An 18,815-nucleotide genomic window follows, 5' to 3' on the forward strand; every position below is an offset into this window, starting at 1 on the left:
CCAGCCGTGCTGACCCTGCACCGGGCCACCCTCGTGCTGCCCGACCCGGCCGACCCCACCGCCCCGTCCCACGCCGACGGGGCGGTGCTGGTGCGCGGCGAGCTGGTCGAGGCCGTCGGCCCGTACGCGGAGCTGACGGCCGCCCACCCGGCGGCCCGGGTCCGGGACTGGGGCGACGCGCTGATCCTGCCGGGGCTGCGCAACCCCTGCGGGTACTGGCTGCTGGAGCGCGCCTACCACCCGGACCCGCGTGAAGGGGCCGGGGACGAGCCGGTGCCGGACGGGCTGGCGGGGGAGCCGGACGAGGCCCGGTGCGGGGCGAGCGCCCGGCGCGGGCTGCAGCGGATGCTGGGCTTCGGGGTGACGGCGGTGGCCGGGCCGTTCGAGCGCGCCTCGGTGCGGACGGCGGTGGCCCGGTCCGGGCTCGCCGTGCTGCCGGCGGGCGCGACGGGTGGCGGGGGCGGTGGGGGAGGTGGGGGGACTGCCGGGGCCGCCGGGGCCGGGCCGGTGGGACCGCTGGACCCGTTGGCGGTGCTGCCGCTCACCGAGGCCCTGCACGGGCGGGTGACGGCCGGGGGCCGGGCGGACTTCGCGGTGTTCGCTCCCCGGGGTGACGCTCCGGCGGGTGCTCCGGCGGGTGCTCCGGCGGGTGCTCCGGCGGGTGTTCCGGCGGGTGTTCCGGTGCGCGGTGCGGTGGACGTGGCTCCGGCGCCGGCGGGTCCGGTGCGGGTCGGTGCGTGCCGGGCGACGGTGCTGGCCGGCCGGCTGGTGTTCCGACGGCGCTGAACGCCGCCCCGAGGGTGTGCCGGAAGGCGTTCCGGCCGCACGCCACCCGTCGGTGGCCGTCCGACCCGGTCGGGCCGCCGTACTCCCCCGCGACGCCCGGGACTTGCTTCGTGTGCCCGCCGAACTGCGGCTTCGATCCCCTGGCCTGATTCCCCCTTCGTCGTGACCTGAGGGCCCGCCAGCGGATAGCATCCGGCTCAGCTCACTCCGTACACCCTCACCACACACCGCCCGTGCCCGCGGGCGGCGGGGCCCCGTCCCAGGCCCCGAACGCAAGCCAGGACAGGAACCATGCGATCCGCGACCGTCCCCCCGCAGCGATCCCCGCGGTTGGGCCGTGGCTGGTACGTCACCGCCGTGCTCAGCGCCGTGCTGGCCGTCGGGATGTGTCTGCTGGGGTGGCGTCAGGCCGAGCAGGCCGACCGGATCGGGGCGCACCCGGTGCGCGTCGACGGCGTGGTGACCCAGACGCCGACCGGCGGCGGCTCCTACAGCACCGTCAGCTACCAGGCGGGCGGTCAGCACCACACCGCCACCGCGCTGCCGCTGGCCGACGGCAGCAAGGTCGGGGACGCCGTCTGCCTGGAGCACGCGGCGGACGACCCCGGCGCGGTGCGGATCTGCGGTGACACCTACCCGCAGCCGGTGGGCGTCGGGCTGGCCCGGTTCAGCGTGCCGGTGGCCGTGCTGATGTTCGTCGTCTGCATGCTGCGGATCCGGCGGTACCGGCGCGCGCTCGCCGTCCGGAGCGGGCAGAACCGGTTCGCCACCACGGTCGCCCTGGCGACCGGGGCGCTGGCCGACGGGATGCCCGCGATAACGCAGGGCAAGCGTTCGCGGCGCCGACGCCGCGCGGGCGGACGGCGCGGTCTGCACTGAGCCGGCGGGCCGTCCGGTGGGGCGGCGGGGCGGCGGGGCGGTGGGGCGCTGTTCGGCGCGAGGCCTCCGGTGTGACGAGGTTGCCCCGTGCGGGTGATGCGGCGCACTTCCGGGTGGGGCTGCGTGCGCCGCACTGTGGGGGCGTGCGGGGGGCGTCTGCGCGCCCCGTGTTCGCCCGGCGGCTGTCGCGGGCACGCCCCGGGGTGTTCCCGGGGCGCCCGGAAGGCGCCCCCTTGCCCGGATCGCCGGAGCCAGGGTGAACAATGGGGACGTGACCCGAGCCTCCCTGGACAAGCAGCCGCACGAAGTCGCCGCCATGTTCGACGACGTGGCGGCCAAGTACGACCGCACCAACGACGTTCTCTCGCTCGGCCAGGCCCGCGCCTGGCGCCGCGCGGTGGCCGAGGCGGTGGCCGCCGGCCCGGGGGACGTCGTGCTCGACCTCGGGGCCGGGACCGGCACCTCCTCGCTGCCCTTCGTGGAAGCCGGGGCGCAGGTCGTGCCGTGCGACTTCTCGGTGGGCATGCTCGCCGAGGGCAAGCGCCGCCACCCCGAGCTGCCGCTGACCGCCGGCGACGCCACCCGGCTGCCGTTCGCCGACGACACCTTCGACTCGGTGACGATCTCCTTCGCGCTGCGCAACGTCCACGACACCGACGCCGCGATGCGCGAGATGCTCCGCGTCACCAAGCCCGGCGGCAAGCTGGTCATCTGCGAGTTCTCCACGCCGACCTGGACGCCGTTCCGGACGGTCTACACCGAGTACCTGATGCGCGCGCTGCCGCCGGTCGCCACCGCGGTCAGCAGCAACCCCGACGCTTACGTCTACCTCGCCGAGTCGATCCGCGAGTGGCCGGACCAGCCGGCGCTGTCGGCCCGGCTGCAGGAGGCCGGCTGGTCCAAGGTGGCCTGGCGCAACCTGACCGGCGGGATCGTCGCCCTGCACCGGGCCTACAAGGTCTGACCCGCCGACCGGCCGGTCCCGCCGCCGGGACCGGCCGCTGCGACGTCCGCAGCTCGTAGACTCGTCCAAGCCCAGCCGCGCCGGCCCCCACCGGCCGGCCGACCCCCAGTAGGAGTGTGCCCACCGTGTCCGAGACCGCCGTTGACCTGAGCGCAGGCGTTGTGGAGAGCACCGCGGACGTCATCGTGGTCGGCGCGGGCCCGGCCGGGTCCACCACCGCGTACTACCTCGCGCAGGCCGGCCTGGACGTGCTGCTGCTGGAGAAGACCGGCTTCCCGCGGGAGAAGGTCTGCGGCGACGGCCTCACCCCGCGGGCCACCAAGCAGCTGGTGGACATGGGCATCGACGTGTCGACCGAGAACGGCTGGCTGCACAACAAGGGTCTGCGGATCATCGGGGGCGGGGTCCGGCTGGAGCTGGACTGGCCCGAACTGGCGGCCTTCCCGGACTACGGGCTGGTCCGCAAGCGGGCCGACTTCGACGAGCTGCTGGCCCGTCAGGCCGAGAAGGCCGGGGCCCGGCTCTACGAGCGCTGCAACGTCAGCGGCCCGGTGCTGGACGAGCGGACCGGCCGGATCGTCGGGGTCACCGCCAAGCTCGGCGACGAGAAGCGGCAGGTGACCTTCCGCGCCCCGCTGGTGGTGGCGGCCGACGGCAACTCCACCCGGCTCTCGCTCGCCATGGGCCTGCACCGCCGGGAGGACCGCCCGATGGGCGTCGCCTACCGCACCTACTTCACCTCCCCGCGCCACGACGACGACTACCTGGAGTCCTGGCTGGAGCTCTGGGACACCCGCGGCGGGGAGCGCAAGCTGCTGCCCGGCTACGGCTGGGTCTTCGGCATGGGCGACGGCACCTCCAACGTCGGCCTGGGCATCCTCAACTCCTCGCCCGCCTTCGGTGAGCTGGACTGGCGCGAGGTGCTCAAGGCCTGGTGCGCCAGCATGCCGGAGGAGTGGGGTTGCACGCCGGAGAACATGACCGAGCCGATCCGGGGTGCGGCCCTGCCGATGGCCTTCAACCGGCAGCCGCACTACACCCGCGGTCTTCTGCTGGTCGGCGACGCGGGCGGCATGGTCAACCCGTTCAACGGCGAGGGCATCGCCTACGCGATGGAATCCGGCCAGATCGCCGCCGGAGTGATCGTCCAGGCCCTCGCCCGGGTCACCGACGGCGGCCGGGAGCGCGCGCTCCAGGCCTACCCGCGGATCCTCAAGGACGTCTACGGCGGCTACTACACGCTCGGCCGGGCGTTCGTGAAGATCATCGGGAACCCGAAGGTCATGCAGCTCGCCACCCAGCGCGGGCTGACCCACCCGATCCTGATGAAGTTCGTCCTCAAGCTGCTCGCCAACCTCACCGACCCGCAGGGCGGCGACGCCATGGACCGCATCATCAACGGCCTGGCGAAGGCCGCGCCGAACGCCTGACTCTCCGGCCTTGCTACGGGCGGACGGCCGGCGTCCGGGGTCTGCCCGCCGGGAGAGGGGCCCGGCCGTCCGCCGGGCCGTCCGCCGGGCGGTGCGCCGGGCGACGCCGCCGCCGCACGGCGGCCCCGCCGTTCAGTCGGCGGGGGTGGCAGGGCTGACGGGGGCGGCGGGGTCGACCGGCGTGTCCGGGGACGCCGCTGCCCGGCCGGCCGCGGAGCGCCGCTCGACGTAGGCGAGGCGGTCGGCGAACACCCGGGCGGCGTCCGGGGTGAGCGTGCGCAGGGCGACCAGAGCGGTGAAGACGACGTCGCACAGTTCGTGCTGGACGTCCTCCCAGCTGTGGGTGACCCCCTTGCGGGGGTTCTGGCCGGTGACGCCGATCACGGCAGCACTGACCTCGCCGACCTCCTCGGAGAGCTTGAGGATGCGGGCGAGCCGCTCCTCCCGCGGGGGAAGCGGGCTCTCCGCGTCCAGCCAGGCGACCATGTGGTCGACGCTCTCCCAGATCCTGCTGTCCATGCGGCGCTGCTCCCGTACGGTGTCGATGGCGTGTCCACCGTACGGGAGCCCGCCGTCAGGGCTCACGGTCGGCTCAGCGGGCCGAGATCTTCACGTTGCGGATGTTCACCGGCAGGGTCGGGTAGCCGTCGCCGGGGCTGTTCTGGTCGTCCTCGCCTCCGGCGGCGATCTTCTGCAGGACGTCCAGGCCCGCCGTGACCCGGCCGAAGGGCGTGTAGGCCGGGGAGAGCTTGGTGTCCTTCCAGACGAAGAAGAACTGGCTGCCGTTGGTGTTGGGGCCCGCGTTCGCCATGGCGACCGTGCCGGCCGGGTAGGTCGCACCCGTCAGGTTCTCGTCCGGGAAGGAGTAGCCCGGGCCGCCGCTGCCGGTGCCGGTCGGGTCGCCGCACTGCAGGACGAAGAGCCGCTGGGTGGTGAGCCGGTGGCAGTGGCTGCGGTCGAAGTAGTCGCGCTCGGCGAGGAACCGGAACGAGAAGGTGGTGCAGGGCGCCTTGTCGGTGAGCGCCTGGAAGGTGATCGCTCCCTGGGTGGTCTTCAGGGTCGCCTTGTACGGCTTGGCGGCCTTCCGGGCGTCGAAGACCGGGATGCCCTTGAAGTTGTCGGCCGGGACGGCCGGCGTGTAGGTGCAGGTGACACCGGCAGCTCCGGAGCCGGCCGCGGTCGACGGGGTGTCCGCGACGGCGGTGCCGGTGCTCGCGACGAGCGGGATGACGGTGGCGGCGGCGATCAACGCCCAGTGCTTGCGCCTCACTTGAGTGCCTTCCGGTGGGTGGGGGACGGCTGAGTTGGCATGGCGACATCATCCACGGCGGGGCGGAGATCCGGTAGGGGGTGGGAAACCGTTGATCGGAGGCGGTGCGGTGCGCGAGGATGACGGGCCCTGCTCTGCTCCGGGATCCGTCCGACGACGTGCGCGACTCTCGTGTGCCGGTTCCGTCCGCTCCGAGCGCCTCCGCCGCCCGGACGCTTCGAGAGGCCCTGCCCGTGCGCACTTCCTCCTCCCTGTCGCGTGATCTGCCGGTGCTGTTGGTGGCGGTGGTGTGGGGCTCCAGCTTCCTGGCGGTGCAGCGGGTGGCCGAACCGGAGACGGTGGTGGCGATGCTGGTGCTGCGGTTCGGCCTGGTGCTGCCCGTCCTCGGACTGTTCGCCTGGCGGTCGCTGCGCCGGCTGCGGCGAGCCGAGTGGCTGGGCGGGGCGGGGCTCGGGCTGGTGCTCGGTGCGATCTTCCTCCTGGAGACGTTCGGCGCGGTGCACACCTCGGCGACCAACGCGGGCCTGATCATCAGCCTCACGATCGTGTTCACCCCGCTCGCGGAGAGTGCGCTCACCCGGACGCGGCTCCCGCGCTCCTTCCTCGCGGCGGCCGGCCTGGCGGTGGTGGGCATCGCGCTGCTCACCGGGGACGGTGGACTGCGGGCCCCGGCCCCGGGGGACCTGCTGGTGCTGGGGGCCGCGGTGGTGCGAACGGTCAACGTGCTGGCCACCGCCCGGACCAGGTCCATCCGGGGCGCCGACACGCTCGCCCTCACCTGGGTCCAGCTGGCGTCCGCGACGGTGGTGTTCGCCGTCGTCGCACCGTTCGTCGGTCCGCTGCCCTGGACGGTCGCGGCCTCCTACGGGCCGGTCCAGTGGGGCTGGCTGCTGCACCTGGCGCTGCTCTGCACGCTGTTCGCCTTCTTCGTGCAGATGTGGGCCGTCCGCACCACCTCACCCTCCCGGGTCAGCCTGCTGCTGGGCACCGAACCGCTCTGGGCGGCGGTGTTCGGCATCACCCTGGCGGGCAACCGCCTCGGCCCGCTCGCCCTGCTCGGCGGTGCCCTCGTCCTGATCGCCACCGAATGGGGCCGGCGGACCGCCGCGGCACCCGGCCGGGAGGCGATGACGGCGGAGCGGGAGTCCGTTCCGGTGTGACGGGCGTGACGGGTGGAGTGGGTGGAGGGTCCGGTGCAGGTCGTGACCGGGTCGGGCGCGGGGGCGGTGGTCGTCGGCGGCTGCCCGGGATGGGGCCGGGGCAGGCGCGGGTGGGCGTGGCGACCGGCGGACCCCGGGCCGCCGGAGCAGGCAGCAGAGGATCCTGATCGCCCCGGCGGGTGCTGCGGGGTGTTCGCGGCGCCCGGTTCCCCGGTCCGGCCGCCGACGAACGGGATCCAGCGGCGGGCACCCGGCTCCGGTGGCGGACCGGCCCTGCGGCGGTGAGGGCCGACGGCTCGGCTGGCCGGCTCGGCGCGACCGGGTGGACGGTGCCCCGGGCCGTGGTGCCGGGCTCGACCACCGCGGCCGGCCCCGCCGAAGCCGGCCGGGACGCCGAGGCCGAGGGTGAGGCCGAGGACGAGCCGCCGGAGTCCTCCGGAGGCGATCGCGGCCCGGACGGTGGCGCGGGCGGTCGTCCAGGCCCGGCGCGGGATGCCGGACGGCGGGACGGCGCGCCTCCGCGTCGCCGCGGTGTCGGTGCCCGCGGTGTCGGTGCCCGCGGAGCCGGGCGGGGCGGTGGCGGTGGCGGCGGTGGTCGGGCTGGCGGTGGTCGCGCCGACGGTGGTGGTGGACATGGTGACGGACTCCCCTCCGGCCGGCCACGGTGGCCGGTCCGACGGGATCAAGAGTGACCCCTGGACGAGGCCCGCCGTCAGTGCCGATCGGGCTGTCTTCGCTGCTCGGAACGGGTACGGAAATGTGCCGATCGGCACAGGCGGAGCGATCCGGCGATCCGTAGGCTTCCCGGAGAAAGGAGGCGACGATGAGTCAGATGCTGGCGTTGGCAGCCCCGGTGGCGGTCCTCTGCGGGTGGTTGCTGCGGTCCCGGCTGGGGGCGGCGGTGGTGACGGGTGCGGCCGGTGCGGTGTCGGCCGGCGCCACGGTGGGCGTCTGGGCGGCCGGCCGGTGGGCCGAGGCCGAGCGCTGGACGGGCCTCGTCGGGATGCTCGAACTCGCCTCCCTGCTCGCCCTGGTGGTGGTCGCGCTGCGCGTCGAGGGAGGCCGGCGAGGGGCGGTGGCGGTGTGGACGGTCGGCGGCGCGGTCGCGCTCTGGCCGTCCCGGTTCCAGGAGGTCCTCGGCCCGGAGGACGGACTTACCCTCTTCGGGTTCGGCTCGGCCCTCGCGCTCCCGGCCGTCCTCGTCGGGCTCTACCTGCGCGGGCTGGACGAGGCCCGGCTCCGTTCGGTGGCGGCGGCCCGACGCTCCCAGCGACTCGAACTCGCCCACGACCTGCACGACTTCGTCGCCCACGACGTCAGCGGGATGGTTGCCCAGGCGCAGGCGGGAACGGTGCTGGCGGCCTCGGACCCGGTACGTGCTGCCGCCCTGTTCGAGCGGATAGAGCGGGCCGGGCTGCAGGCCCTGGCCTCGCTCGACCGGACTGTCCACCTGCTGCGCAGCGAGGACACGGACGGTCCGGAGCGCGGTCCGCAGCCCGGCCTGGCCGAGCTGGCCGACCTCACCGTGCGGTTCGCCGAAGCGGGTGGCGTGGAGGTGCGGTTGGACGCCCCGGCCGAGGAGCCGGCGGTGCCCCGGGAGGTGGCGGCCACCGTCTACCGGGTCGTGGTCGAGGCGCTCACCAACGTGCGCCGGCACGCGCCCGCCGCTCGCACGGTCGAGGTCCGGGTGCGCCGTGAGGGACGGCGGCTGACCGTGCGGGTCCGGGACGACGGCGGTGCGGTTCCGCAGCCGTCCGGGCCGCGCCGGGGCGGCAGCGGCCTCGCGGGCCTGGCCGCCCGGGTGGAGGCCCTGGGCGGGACGCTCGCCGCCGGTCGGGAGGGAGGTGGCTGGCAGGTGGCGGTCACTCTGCCGCTCACGGCCTGGTGACCGTCCGGGCGGAGGGGCGGCCTCTCCGCCGGGAACGGCCGCGGCGGGGGGCGACCGGCACGACCAACCGACCGGCACGAAAACCCCGACCGGCACGACCAGGCGGGCCGAACCGTCCGGCCCGACCGGCGCCACCGGGGCGGGCGCCGCGGCCGGAGCCCGCAGCGCCGCCCGGCGCGGTGACGACAACAGGAGGAGCAGACATGGCAGGCACGGCACGGGGGCCGTTCCGGCGACCGGAAGGAGACGCGGGCCGATGACGATCAGGGTGCTCCTCGCCGACGACGACGAGGCGATCCGCAGCGCGTACCGGATCATCCTCGACGCCCAGCCGGACATCGAGGTGGTGAACGAGGCGGCGGACGGCCTGGCGGCGATCGCCCTGGCCGAACGGCTGCGGCCGGACGTGATCCTCGCGGACATCCGGATGCCCCGGCTGGACGGGCTGGAGCTGACCCGGCGGCTGGGCGGGGAGTTCAGGGTGGTCGTGGTGACCACCTTCGACCTGGACGAGTATGTGCACGAGGCGCTCCGCGCCGGGGCGGCGGGGTTCCTGCTCAAGCGCTCGGGGCCGGCGCTGCTGGCGGAGGCGGTGCGCTCCGCCGTTGCGGGGGACGCACTGATCAGCCCGCAGATCACCGTCCGGCTGCTCCGCAGACTGTCGGCCGGTCCCCCGAAGCGGTCGGCCGGTGGCAGGGGAGCGGAGTGCCCGAAGGTCGGCCCGGTCGAGGAACTCACCGCACGGGAGCGGGAGATCGCGGGACTGGTCGCGGTGGGCGCGACCAATGCGGAGATCGCGGCAGAGCTGTTCATCAGCGCCGGGACGGTGAAGAACCACCTCGCCGCGATCCAGCGCAAGCTCGGCACCCGCAACCGGGTCGGCATCGCCGCGTGGTCCTGGGAGAGCGGCGCCTGAGCTCCGGTTGCGCGCTTGTGAACGAAGGGTCAAGCAGGCGTTCGCAGGGCTGCCACCCCTGCGGGTGAGCCCCTTTAACACGTCAACATGACGTCCAGAAATTTGCCTCCCGCGATGCATAGTTGATATAGGAGTACGGCTCTGACCAGCCGCTTCGCAGATAATTGCGACTGCTTGTGACCATTTGACTTCTTTGCGTTGACAACTCTCGTCATGTTCACCTTCGCCACCATTCACAAGGTGGCGGAGATCACAAAGATCGTCCTGAACTGCGTGTCGCAGATCACAAGCCGACGGGCATAGGATGCGCTCGTTCCAGGCTTTGTGAACTGCCTCACATGGGGTCGATCACGGGAACTGGAACGCCGGGTTCACCACAGAGTGACCCGTCGGTTCCGATCTGCAGTCAAGGACGACTGGACGGAGGGAGCGGGGGCTATGAATGCCTACGCGCCGATCCTCGTACTCGGTGCCATCGCGGCGGCGTTCGCGGTCGGCTCCGTCGTGATGGCCTCACTGACCGGCCCCAAGCGCTACAACAGGGCCAAGTTGGAGGCGTACGAGTGCGGCATCGAGCCGACCCCGCAGCCCGTGGGCGGCGGTCGGTTCCCGATCAAGTACTACCTGACGGCGATGCTCTTCATCGTCTTCGACATCGAGATCGTCTTCCTCTATCCGTGGGCCGTGAGCTTCGACGCCCTGGGGATCTTCGGACTGGTCGAGATGCTCCTGTTCATCGCCACCGTCTTCGTCGCCTATGCCTACGTCTGGCGCCGCGGCGGTCTGGAGTGGGACTGACCGCTGACTTTGTGAACGTGCGGACAAGCCAACGGACTTGAGGGCATTGAGAGGGATCTGATGGGAATCGAGGAGAAGCTGCCGAGCGGCTTTCTGCTCACGACCGTGGAGACGGCCGCGGGCTGGGTGCGCAAGGCGTCGCTCTTCCCGGCCACCTTCGGGCTGGCCTGCTGCGCGATCGAGATGATGACCACCGGCGCGGGCCGCTACGACCTGGCCCGGTTCGGCATGGAGGTGTTCCGGGGATCTCCCCGGCAGGCCGATCTGATGATCGTGGCGGGCCGGGTGAGCCAGAAGATGGCCCCGGTGCTGCGCCAGGTCTACGACCAGATGGCCAACCCCAAGTGGGTCATCTCGATGGGCGTCTGCGCCTCCTCGGGCGGCATGTTCAACAACTACGCGATCGTGCAGGGCGTCGACCACATCGTCCCGGTGGACATCTACCTGCCCGGCTGCCCGCCCCGCCCGGAGATGCTGATGGACGCGATCCTGAAGCTGCACGACAAGATCCAGCACGAGCCGCTCGGCGCGAACAGGCGCCGCGCCGAGGAGCTGGGCGAGGCGCTCGCACTGCAGGCCACCCCGGTCAGCGAGATGCGGGGGCTGCTGCGATGAACGACCAGGTACCCGAGACCCGCCGCGAGCAGCCGCGCCGCGAGATCCCCGTCGAGGTGGTCGGCCGCCGGCAGGGCATGTTCGGCGCCAAGGGCAGCGGCGACACCTCCGGCTTCGGCGGGCTGGTCGCCCCGATCGCCCTGCCGACGGCGAGCGAACGCCCCTACGGCGGCTGGTTCGACGAGGTCGCCGACGAGCTGGAGGGCGCCCTGGAGGAACAGGGCCTCGACCCGGCCGAGGTGATCGAGAAGACCGTCGTCGACCGCGCCGAACTCACCTTCCACGTCGCCCGCGAGCACCTGCTGCGCACCGCCCGCACCCTGCGCGACGACCCGGCGCTCCGCTTCGAGCTCTGCCTCGGCGTGAGCGGCGTGCACTACCCGGGCGACCAGGGGCGCGAGCTGCACGCGGTCTACCACCTGCGCTCGATCACCCACGGCCGGCTGATCCGGCTGGAGGTCACCGCGCCGGACGCCGACCCGCGGATCCCCTCCGTGGTCAGTGTCTACCCGACCAACGACTGGCACGAGCGCGAGGCCTACGACTTCTTCGGCCTGGTCTTCGAGGGGCACCCGGCCCTCACCCGGATCATGATGCCGGACGACTGGCTGGGCCACCCGCAGCGCAAGGACTACCCGCTCGGCGGCATCCCCGTCGAGTACAAGGGCGCCCAGATCCCGGCGCCCGACCAGCGGAGGTCGTACAGCTGATGAGCACCCAGCACTACGAGGAGACGCACCAGGACGGCACCGCCGAGGCGGGCGCCCGGGAGACCACCGAGGGCCGGGTCTTCACGGTCACCGGCGGCGACTGGGGCGAGGTGGTCGAGGCGGTCGGCCGGGCCGACGACGAGCGCATCATCGTCAACATGGGCCCCCAGCACCCGTCCACCCACGGTGTGTTGCGGCTGATCCTGGAGATCGACGGCGAGACGGTGACGGAGGCCCGCTGCGGCATCGGCTACCTCCACACCGGCATCGAGAAGAACATGGAGTTCCGCAGCTGGGTCCAGGGCACCACCTTCGTGACCCGCATGGACTACCTGACCCCGCTGTTCAACGAGACCGCCTACTGCCTGGCGGTCGAGAAGCTGCTCGGCATCACCGACGACGTCCCCGAGCGGGCGAGCGTGATCCGGGTGCTGATGATGGAGCTCAACCGGATCACCTCCCACCTGGTCTGCCTGGCCACCGGTGGCATGGAGATCGGCTCCACCACGCTGATGATCTACGGATTCCGCGACCGCGAGCTGATCCTGGACGTCTTCGAGCTGGTCACCGGCCTGCGGATGAACCACGCGTACGTCCGGCCCGGCGGCCTCGCCCAGGACCTCCCGCCCGGTGCGGTCGACCAGATCCGCGAGGCCGTGAAGACCATCCGGTCCCGGATGCACGAGTACGACAAACTCGCCACCGGCAACCCGGTGTTCAAGGCCCGCCTGGTCGACGTCGGCTTCCTCGACCTGCCCGGCTGCCTGGCCCTCGGCGCCACCGGCCCGATCCTGCGCGCCACCGGTCTGCCGCACGACCTGCGCAAGACGGACCCGTACTGCGGCTACGAGAACTACGACTTCGAGGTCGCGATCGCCGACAGCGCCGACTCCTACGGCCGGTTCCTGATCCGGCTGGAGGAGATGAAGCAGTCGCTGCGGATCGTCGAGCAGTGCCTGGACCGGCTGCGCCCCGGCCCGGTCATGGTGGCCGACAAGAAGATCGCCTGGCCGGCCCAGCTCGCGGTCGGGCCGGACGGCATGGGCAACTCGCTCGACCACATCCGGAAGATCATGGGCACCTCGATGGAGGCCCTGATCCACCACTTCAAGCTGGTCACCGAGGGCTTCCGGGTCCCGGTCGGCCAGGCCTACGCGGCGGTCGAGTCGCCCAAGGGCGAGCTGGGCGTGCACGTGGTCAGCGACGGCGGCACCCGCCCGTACCGGGTCCACTTCCGGGACCCGTCGTTCACCAATCTGCAGACGATGGCGGCGATGTGCGAGGGCGGCCAGGTGGCCGACGTCATCGTCGCGGTGGCCGGGATCGACCCGGTGATGGGAGGCGTGGACCGGTGACAGACGTCCAACTGGGGATGCCGGCGCTGCCGGCCGGGCCGTACCCCGAGGAGGTGCACACCAGGCTGGCCGCCGACGCAGCGGAGCTGATCGGCCGCTACCCGGTGGCCCGTTCGGCGCTGCTGCCGCTGCTGCACCTGGTGCAGGCCGAGGAGGGCTTCGTGAGCCCGACCGGCATCCGGTTCTGCGCCGAGCAGCTGGACCTGACCACGGCCGAGGTCACCGCGGTGGCGACCTTCTACACCATGTACCGGCGCCGGCCCGCCGGCGACTACCACGTCGGGGTCTGCACCAACACCCTGTGCGCGGTGCTCGGCGGCGACCAGATCTTCGCCGAGCTCCAGGAGCACCTCGGGATCGTCAACAACGAGACCACCGAGGACGGCCGGATCTCGATCGAGCACATCGAGTGCAACGCGGCCTGCGACTACGCCCCCGTGGTGATGGTCAACTGGGAGTTCTTCGACAACCAGACGCCGCAGAGTGCCAAGGCGCTGGTCGACGACCTGCGCGCGGGCCGCGAGGCCGTTCCCACCCGCGGCGCCCGGCTCTGCTCGTTCAAGGAGACCGCCCGGATCCTGGCCGGCTTCCCCGACGAGCGCCCCGGCGCCGTCGACGAGTCCGGTGCGGGCGGCGCGCCCTCGTTGGCCGGTCTGCGGCTGGCCCGCGGCGAGGCCCTGCCCGGCACCGGCGGCACCCGCGTCGTCTCGCCCCGCCGCGACGCCACCGCCCGCGAAGCGACCACCCGCGAGGGCACCCGCTCCGACGGCACCGGCCGGGAAGGGACCGAAGCGTGATGACCTCCGCCGAGCCGGCCGAGAAGCTGCTCACCCCAGTCCTGTCCGCCTCCTGGGACGACAGCCGCCCCTGGAGCCTTGCCACCTACCGCCGCCACGCCGGGTACGAGGGCCTCAAGGCCGCCCTCGCCATGCCCCCGGACGACGTGATCGCGCTCGTCAAGGAGGCCGGCCTGCGCGGCCGCGGCGGCGCGGGCTTCCCCACCGGGATGAAGTGGCAGTTCATCCCGCAGAACGACGGCAAGCCGCACTACCTGGTGGTGAACGCGGACGAGTCCGAGCCGGGCACCTGCAAGGACATCCCGCTGCTGTTCGCCAACCCGCACTCGCTGATCGAGGGCATGATCATCGCGTCCTACGCGATCCGCTGCGACCACGCCTTCGTCTACCTGCGCGGCGAGGTCGTCCCGGTGCTGCGCCGGCTTCAGGCCGCCGTCGCCGAGGCCTACGACGCCGGACTGCTGGGCCCCGACGCCCTCGGCCCCGGCCTCGGTCTGGACATCACCGTCCACGCCGGCGCCGGCGCGTACATCTGCGGCGAGGAGACGGCCCTGCTCGACTCGCTGGAGGGCCGCCGCGGCCAGCCGAGGCTGCGTCCGCCGTTCCCGGCCATCGCCGGTCTCTACGCCTGCCCGACCGTGGTCAACAACGTCGAGTCGATCGCCTCGGTGCCGCCGATCCTGGCCAGGGGCAAGGAGTGGTTCAAGGGCCTGGGCACCGAGAAGTCCCCCGGCTTCACGCTCTACTCGCTCTCCGGCCACGTCACCAACCCCGGCCAGTACGAGGCCCCGCTCGGCATCACGCTGCGCCAGCTGCTCGACATCAGCGGCGGTGTCCGGACCGGCCACCGGATCAAGTTCTGGACCCCGGGCGGCTCCTCCACGCCGATGTTCACCGACGCGCACCTCGACGTCCCGCTCGACTACGAGGGCGTCGGCGCGGCCGGCTCGATGCTCGGCACCAAGGCGCTGCAGATCTTCGACGAGACGACCTGCGTGGTCCGCGCGGTCACCCGGTGGACGGAGTTCTACGCCCACGAGTCCTGCGGCAAGTGCACCCCCTGCCGCGAGGGCACCTACTGGCTGGTCCAGCTGCTCAAGCGGATCGAGGCCGGCGAGGGCGTCGAGGGCGACCTCGAAAAGCTCCTCGACATCGCCGACAACATCAACGGCAAGTCCTTCTGCGCCCTGGGCGACGGCGCCGCCAGCCCGATCGTCTCCTCGCTCCAGCACTTCCGGGCCGAGTACGAGCAGCACCTCGTCGAGCGTCGCTGCCCGTTCGACCCGGCCGCCTCCACCGTCTGGGCCGACGGCCCCCGCCCCGGCCACCAGTCCGCCACCGAAAGGGAGGTGCACGCGTGACGATCACTGAGCCATCCACCTCCAAGGGCGGCGAGACCGCGGTCGAGCTGGTCACGCTCACCATCGACGGGGTCGAAGTCCAGGTCCCCAAGGGGACGCTGGTGATCCGGGCCGCCGAGCAGATCGGCACCCAGGTCCCGCGCTTCTGCGACCACCCGCTGCTCGATCCGGCCGGTGCCTGCCGGCAGTGCATCGTCGAGATCGAGGGCCAGCGCAAGCCGGTCGCCTCCTGCACCATCCCGGTCGCCGAGGGCATGGTGGTCCGCACCCAGGTCAGCTCGCCGGTCGCCGAGAAGGCCCAGCGCGGCGTGATGGAACTGCTGCTGATCAACCACCCGCTGGACTGCCCGGTCTGCGACAAGGGCGGCGAGTGCCCGCTGCAGAACCAGGCGATGTCCACCGGGGACACCGACTCCCGCTTCGAGGGGATGAAGCGCACCTACGAGAAGCCGGTCCCGATCAGCACCCAGGTGCTGCTGGACCGCGAGCGCTGCGTACTCTGCGCCCGCTGCACCCGGTTCTCCCAGCAGATCGCCGGTGACCCGTTCATCGACCTCGTCGAGCGCGGCGCCCTCCAGCAGGTCGGCACCGGGGAGGGCGACGACTTCGAGTCGTACTTCTCCGGCAACACCATCCAGATCTGCCCGGTCGGCGCGCTCACCTCGGCGGCCTACCGCTTCCGATCCCGCCCGTTCGACCTGGTCTCCTCGCCGAGCGTCTGCGAGCACTGCTCCTCCGGCTGCGCCCAGCGCACCGACCACCGGCGCGGCAAGGTGCTGCGCCGGCTGGCCGGCGAGGACCCGGCGGTCAACGAGGAGTGGAACTGCGACAAGGGCAGGTTCGCCTTCCGCTACGCCCAGCAGCGCGACCGGATCACCACCCCGCTGGTCCGGCGGGACGGCGAACTCGTCGCCGCCTCCTGGCCGGAGGCGCTGGCCCGGGCCGCCGAGGGGCTGCGCGAGGCCCGCACCGGGGTGCTCACCGGCGGCCGGGTCACCGTCGAGGACGCCTACGCCTACGCCAAGTTCGCCCGGGTGGTGCTCGGCACCAACGACGTGGACTTCCGGGCCCGCCCGCACAGCGCGGAGGAGGCGGAGTTCCTGGCCGCCACGGTCGCCGGACAGGGCGTCGACATCACCGGCGAGGGCGTGACCTACCAGGACCTGGAGGCCGCGCCGGTGGCGCTGCTCGTGGGCCTGGAGCCGGAGGAGGAGTCGCCGATCGTCTTCCTGCGGCTGCGCAAGGCCAACCGCAACCTCGGCCTGACGGTCTTCTCGATCGCCGCGCACGCCTCCCGGGGCCTGGCCAAGCTGCGCGGCGCGCTGCTGCCGGCGGCCCCCGGCACCGAGGCCGAGTGGCTGGCCGCGCTCGCCGCGGACGAGCCGCTCAGCGACGACGCCGGCCGCGCCGCCGGACTGCTCCGCACCCCCGGGGCGGTGATCCTGGTCGGCGAACGGGCCGCCGCCGCGCCGGGCGCGCTCACCGCCGTGCTGCGGCTGGCGCACGCCACCGGCGCCCGGCTCGCCTGGATCCCCCGGCGGGCCGGCGAGCGCGGCGCGGTCGAGGCCGGCGCGCTGCCCGGCCTGCTGCCGGGCGGCCGCCCGGTCGGCTCGCCGGCCGCCCGGGCCGAGACCGCCGCCCTCTGGGACCTGCCCGGTGTCCCGGCCGGGCCCGGCCGGGACACCGAGGAGATCCTCGAAGCGGCCTTCGGCGGTGAACTCGGGGCGCTGCTGGTCGGCGGCCTCGACCCGGACGACCTGGCCGACCCGCGGCGGGCCGAGGAGGCGCTGGCCGCCGTCCCGTTCGTGGTCTCGCTGGAGCTGCGCCCGTCCGCCGTCACCGCGCACGCCGACGTGGTGCTGCCGGTCGCCGCGGCCGCCGAGAAGGCCGGCACCTTCCTGGACTGGGAGGGCCGGGTGCGGATGTTCGAGGCCGCGCTCAAGCCGGACCAGCAGATGGGCCGCCACCTGCACCCGGACCTGCGGGTGCTCAACATGCTCGCCGACGCGCTGGGCCACCGGCTCGGGCTGCCCGACGTGCAGGCCGCCCGGCTGGAGCTGGACCGCTTCGCGCCCTGGGACGGCGAGCGTCCGGCGGCCCCGGCCGCGCACCCCGGTCCGCTGCCCCGCCCGGCCACCGGGCAGGCGGTGCTGGCCGGCTGGCGCCTGCTGCTCGACCACGGCTCGCTCCAGCAGGGCGACCAGCACCTGGCCGGCACCCGGCACCCGGCCGTCGCCCGGGTCTCGCCGACCACCGCCGAGGAGATCGGCGCCGCGGGCGCCCCCGCGCTGCGGCTGTCCGGCCCGGCCGGGTCGCTCACCCTGCCGCTGGAGATCAGCGGGGAGATGCCGGACCGCACGGTCTGGATCCCGCTCAACTCCACCCCGGGCGGCGCCCACCGCGCCCTCGGCACCACCACCGGCCACCTGGTCACCATCGCCCCGGCGCAGAACACCGAGGCGCAGAACACCGAGGCGCAGCACACCGAGGCGCAGGGCGCCGAGCCCGACGAGGAGGAGAAGTGAGCCCCACCTCGAACCCGCTCGCCGGGTACGACCTCGCCGCCTACGAGACGCTGGGCCTCTTCGGCCGCGACCCCTGGTGGCTGGTCCTGCTCAAGGCGGTCTTCTGCTTCGCCTTCCTGGTCGGCACGGTGCTCGTGGCGATCGTCTGGGAGCGCAAGGTGGTCGCCTGGATGCAGCTGCGCATCGGGCCCAACCGGCACGGCCCGTGGGGCATGCTGCAGTCGCTCGCCGACGGCGTGAAGCTGGCGCTCAAGGAAGACCTGGTGGTCAAGGGCGCCGACAAGGTCGTCTACATCCTGGCCCCGATCGTCTGCGCCGTCCCGGCGTTCATGGCCTTCGCGGTGATCCCGTTCGGCCCGGCCGGCGGCGAGATCTCGATCTTCGGCACCCGGACGCCGATGCAGCTGACCGACTTCCCGGTGGCGCTGCTGTACATCCTGGCCACCGCCTCGGTCGGCATCTACGGCATCGTGCTGGCCGGCTGGTCCTCCGGCTCGACGTACCCGCTGCTCGGCGGTCTGCGCTCCTCGGCCCAGATGATCAGCTACGAGATCGCGATGGGCCTGTCCTTCGCGGCGGTGTTCATCTACTCCGGCTCGATGTCCACCTCGGAGATCGTCTCCTCGCAGCAGCCGACCTGGTTCGCGGTGCTGCTGCCGGTGTCGTTCATCGTCTACATCGTGGCGATGGTCGGCGAGACCAACCGTGCGCCGTTCGACCTCCCGGAGGCCGAGGGCGAGCTGGTCGGCGGCTTCAACACCGAGTACTCCTCGCTGAAGTTCGCGATGTTCATGCTGGCCGAGTACGTCAACATGGTCACCGTCTCGGCCGTCGCCTCCACCCTGTTCCTGGGCGGCTGGCGGGCCCCCTGGCCGGTCTCCACCTTCTGGGAGGGCGCCAACCACGGCTGGTGGCCGCTGCTCTGGATCACCCTGAAGATCCAGCTGCTGCTGTTCTTCTTCATCTGGCTGCGCGGCACCCTGCCCCGGTTCCGCTACGACCAGTTCATGAAGATCGGCTGGAAGGTGCTCATCCCGGTCTCGCTGGTCTGGCTGGTGATGGTCGCCGGCGTCCGGGCACTGCGCAACGAGGGCTACGGCTTCGGCGAGGTGGTGCTGTACGTCGGTGCCCCGGTCGGTGCCCTGCTGCTGATCGGTCTGCTGCGGGACGCCCTGAGGCGCCGTCCGGAGACCGAGGAGGCGGGGCCCCGGGACGAGTTCGACCCGATGGCCGGCGGGTACCCGGTGCCGCCGTTGCCCGGCCAGCAGCTCCCGCCGGTCCCGCGCCGGCCCAGCCGCGCCCCGAAGCAACTCCAGGAAGCCCTCAACGGGGCCGACCATTCCGAAGGGAGCTGAACCGAG

Annotated in this window: 17 protein-coding genes; 15 read left to right on the plus strand and 2 right to left on the minus strand. The window is 73.0% G+C overall.

What is annotated here, in order from left to right:
* Positions 1-6 precede the first annotated feature (6 nt).
* The 4 genes from ACFCX4_RS06550 (at position 7) to ACFCX4_RS06565 (ending at position 4,059) form a co-directional block, all read left to right on the plus strand.
* A complete protein-coding gene (locus ACFCX4_RS06550) occupies positions 7-786 on the plus strand; it encodes a hypothetical protein (protein ID WP_376139398.1) in 780 nt (259 codons plus the stop codon).
* A 291-nt stretch (positions 787-1,077) separates the two neighbouring features.
* Complete coding sequence (locus tag ACFCX4_RS06555) at positions 1,078-1,665, plus strand: hypothetical protein (RefSeq protein WP_376139399.1); 588 nt, start codon at positions 1,078-1,080, stop codon at positions 1,663-1,665.
* Positions 1,666-1,936: 271 nt separating this feature from the next.
* Positions 1,937-2,629: a demethylmenaquinone methyltransferase gene (locus ACFCX4_RS06560; protein WP_376139401.1), complete on the plus strand. Its 693-nt coding sequence runs from the start codon at positions 1,937-1,939 to the stop codon at positions 2,627-2,629.
* Positions 2,630-2,754: 125 nt separating this feature from the next.
* A complete protein-coding gene (locus ACFCX4_RS06565; RefSeq protein ID WP_376139403.1) occupies positions 2,755-4,059 on the plus strand; it encodes a geranylgeranyl reductase family protein in 1,305 nt (434 codons plus the stop codon).
* 132 nt (positions 4,060-4,191) lie between these two features.
* On the opposite strand, the gene ACFCX4_RS06570 is transcribed toward ACFCX4_RS06565, so the two are convergent.
* Together ACFCX4_RS06570 and ACFCX4_RS06575 are read right to left on the minus strand one after the other, a co-directional pair.
* On the minus strand, positions 4,192-4,578 hold the full coding sequence (locus ACFCX4_RS06570; protein WP_376139404.1) for a MazG-like family protein: 387 nt from the start codon (positions 4,576-4,578) through the stop codon (positions 4,192-4,194).
* Between the two features lie 73 nt (positions 4,579-4,651).
* The gene (locus ACFCX4_RS06575; RefSeq protein ID WP_376139405.1) at positions 4,652-5,329 is read right to left on the minus strand and encodes a peptidylprolyl isomerase; all 678 of its coding nucleotides are present in this window, start codon (positions 5,327-5,329) and stop codon (positions 4,652-4,654) included.
* Positions 5,330-5,562: 233 nt separating this feature from the next.
* On the opposite strand from ACFCX4_RS06575, the gene ACFCX4_RS06580 reads away from it, so the two are divergent.
* The 11 genes from ACFCX4_RS06580 to nuoH all read left to right on the plus strand — a co-directional run bounded on the left by ACFCX4_RS06580 (position 5,563) and on the right by nuoH (position 18,809).
* A complete protein-coding gene (locus ACFCX4_RS06580) occupies positions 5,563-6,489 on the plus strand; it encodes a DMT family transporter (protein WP_376139407.1) in 927 nt (308 codons plus the stop codon).
* Between the two features lie 823 nt (positions 6,490-7,312).
* A complete protein-coding gene (locus ACFCX4_RS06585) occupies positions 7,313-8,377 on the plus strand; it encodes a sensor histidine kinase (protein ID WP_376139408.1) in 1,065 nt (354 codons plus the stop codon).
* Positions 8,378-8,633: 256 nt separating this feature from the next.
* Positions 8,634-9,293, plus strand: a complete 660-nt coding sequence (locus tag ACFCX4_RS06590; protein WP_376139410.1) for a response regulator — start codon at positions 8,634-8,636, stop codon at positions 9,291-9,293.
* Between the two features lie 438 nt (positions 9,294-9,731).
* A complete protein-coding gene (locus tag ACFCX4_RS06595; RefSeq protein WP_014137597.1) occupies positions 9,732-10,091 on the plus strand; it encodes an NADH-quinone oxidoreductase subunit A in 360 nt (119 codons plus the stop codon).
* A gap of 60 nt (positions 10,092-10,151) precedes the next feature.
* On the plus strand, positions 10,152-10,706 hold the full coding sequence (locus tag ACFCX4_RS06600; RefSeq protein WP_376139412.1) for a NuoB/complex I 20 kDa subunit family protein: 555 nt from the start codon (positions 10,152-10,154) through the stop codon (positions 10,704-10,706).
* Complete coding sequence (locus ACFCX4_RS06605) at positions 10,703-11,416, plus strand: NADH-quinone oxidoreductase subunit C (RefSeq protein ID WP_376139414.1); 714 nt, start codon at positions 10,703-10,705, stop codon at positions 11,414-11,416. The genes ACFCX4_RS06600 and ACFCX4_RS06605 overlap by 4 nt, the downstream gene beginning before the upstream one ends.
* Positions 11,416-12,771 carry an NADH-quinone oxidoreductase subunit D gene (locus tag ACFCX4_RS06610; protein WP_376139415.1) on the plus strand — a complete coding sequence of 452 codons (1,356 nt, stop codon included), beginning with the start codon at positions 11,416-11,418 and terminating at the stop codon, positions 12,769-12,771. The genes ACFCX4_RS06605 and ACFCX4_RS06610 overlap by 1 nt, the downstream gene beginning before the upstream one ends.
* 17 nt (positions 12,772-12,788) lie before the next feature.
* Positions 12,789-13,568, plus strand: coding sequence for an NADH-quinone oxidoreductase subunit NuoE (gene nuoE / locus ACFCX4_RS06615; protein WP_376139435.1), 780 nt, complete (start codon positions 12,789-12,791; stop codon positions 13,566-13,568).
* Positions 13,568-14,929 (plus strand): NADH-quinone oxidoreductase subunit NuoF, encoded by a 1,362-nt coding sequence (gene nuoF / locus ACFCX4_RS06620; protein ID WP_376139416.1) that lies wholly within the window; start codon positions 13,568-13,570, stop codon positions 14,927-14,929. Before nuoE ends, nuoF begins: the two co-directional genes overlap by 1 nt.
* Positions 14,926-17,454 (plus strand): NADH-quinone oxidoreductase subunit G, encoded by a 2,529-nt coding sequence (locus ACFCX4_RS06625; RefSeq protein ID WP_376139418.1) that lies wholly within the window; start codon positions 14,926-14,928, stop codon positions 17,452-17,454. The genes nuoF and ACFCX4_RS06625 overlap by 4 nt, the downstream gene beginning before the upstream one ends.
* A complete protein-coding gene (gene nuoH, locus ACFCX4_RS06630; RefSeq protein WP_376139419.1) occupies positions 17,451-18,809 on the plus strand; it encodes an NADH-quinone oxidoreductase subunit NuoH in 1,359 nt (452 codons plus the stop codon). Before ACFCX4_RS06625 ends, nuoH begins: the two co-directional genes overlap by 4 nt.
* The last annotated feature ends 6 nt before the right edge of the window (positions 18,810-18,815 follow it).

This window comes from Kitasatospora sp. NPDC056327 (assembly GCF_042261735.1).
Classification (GTDB): Bacteria; Actinomycetota; Actinomycetes; order Streptomycetales; family Streptomycetaceae; genus Kitasatospora.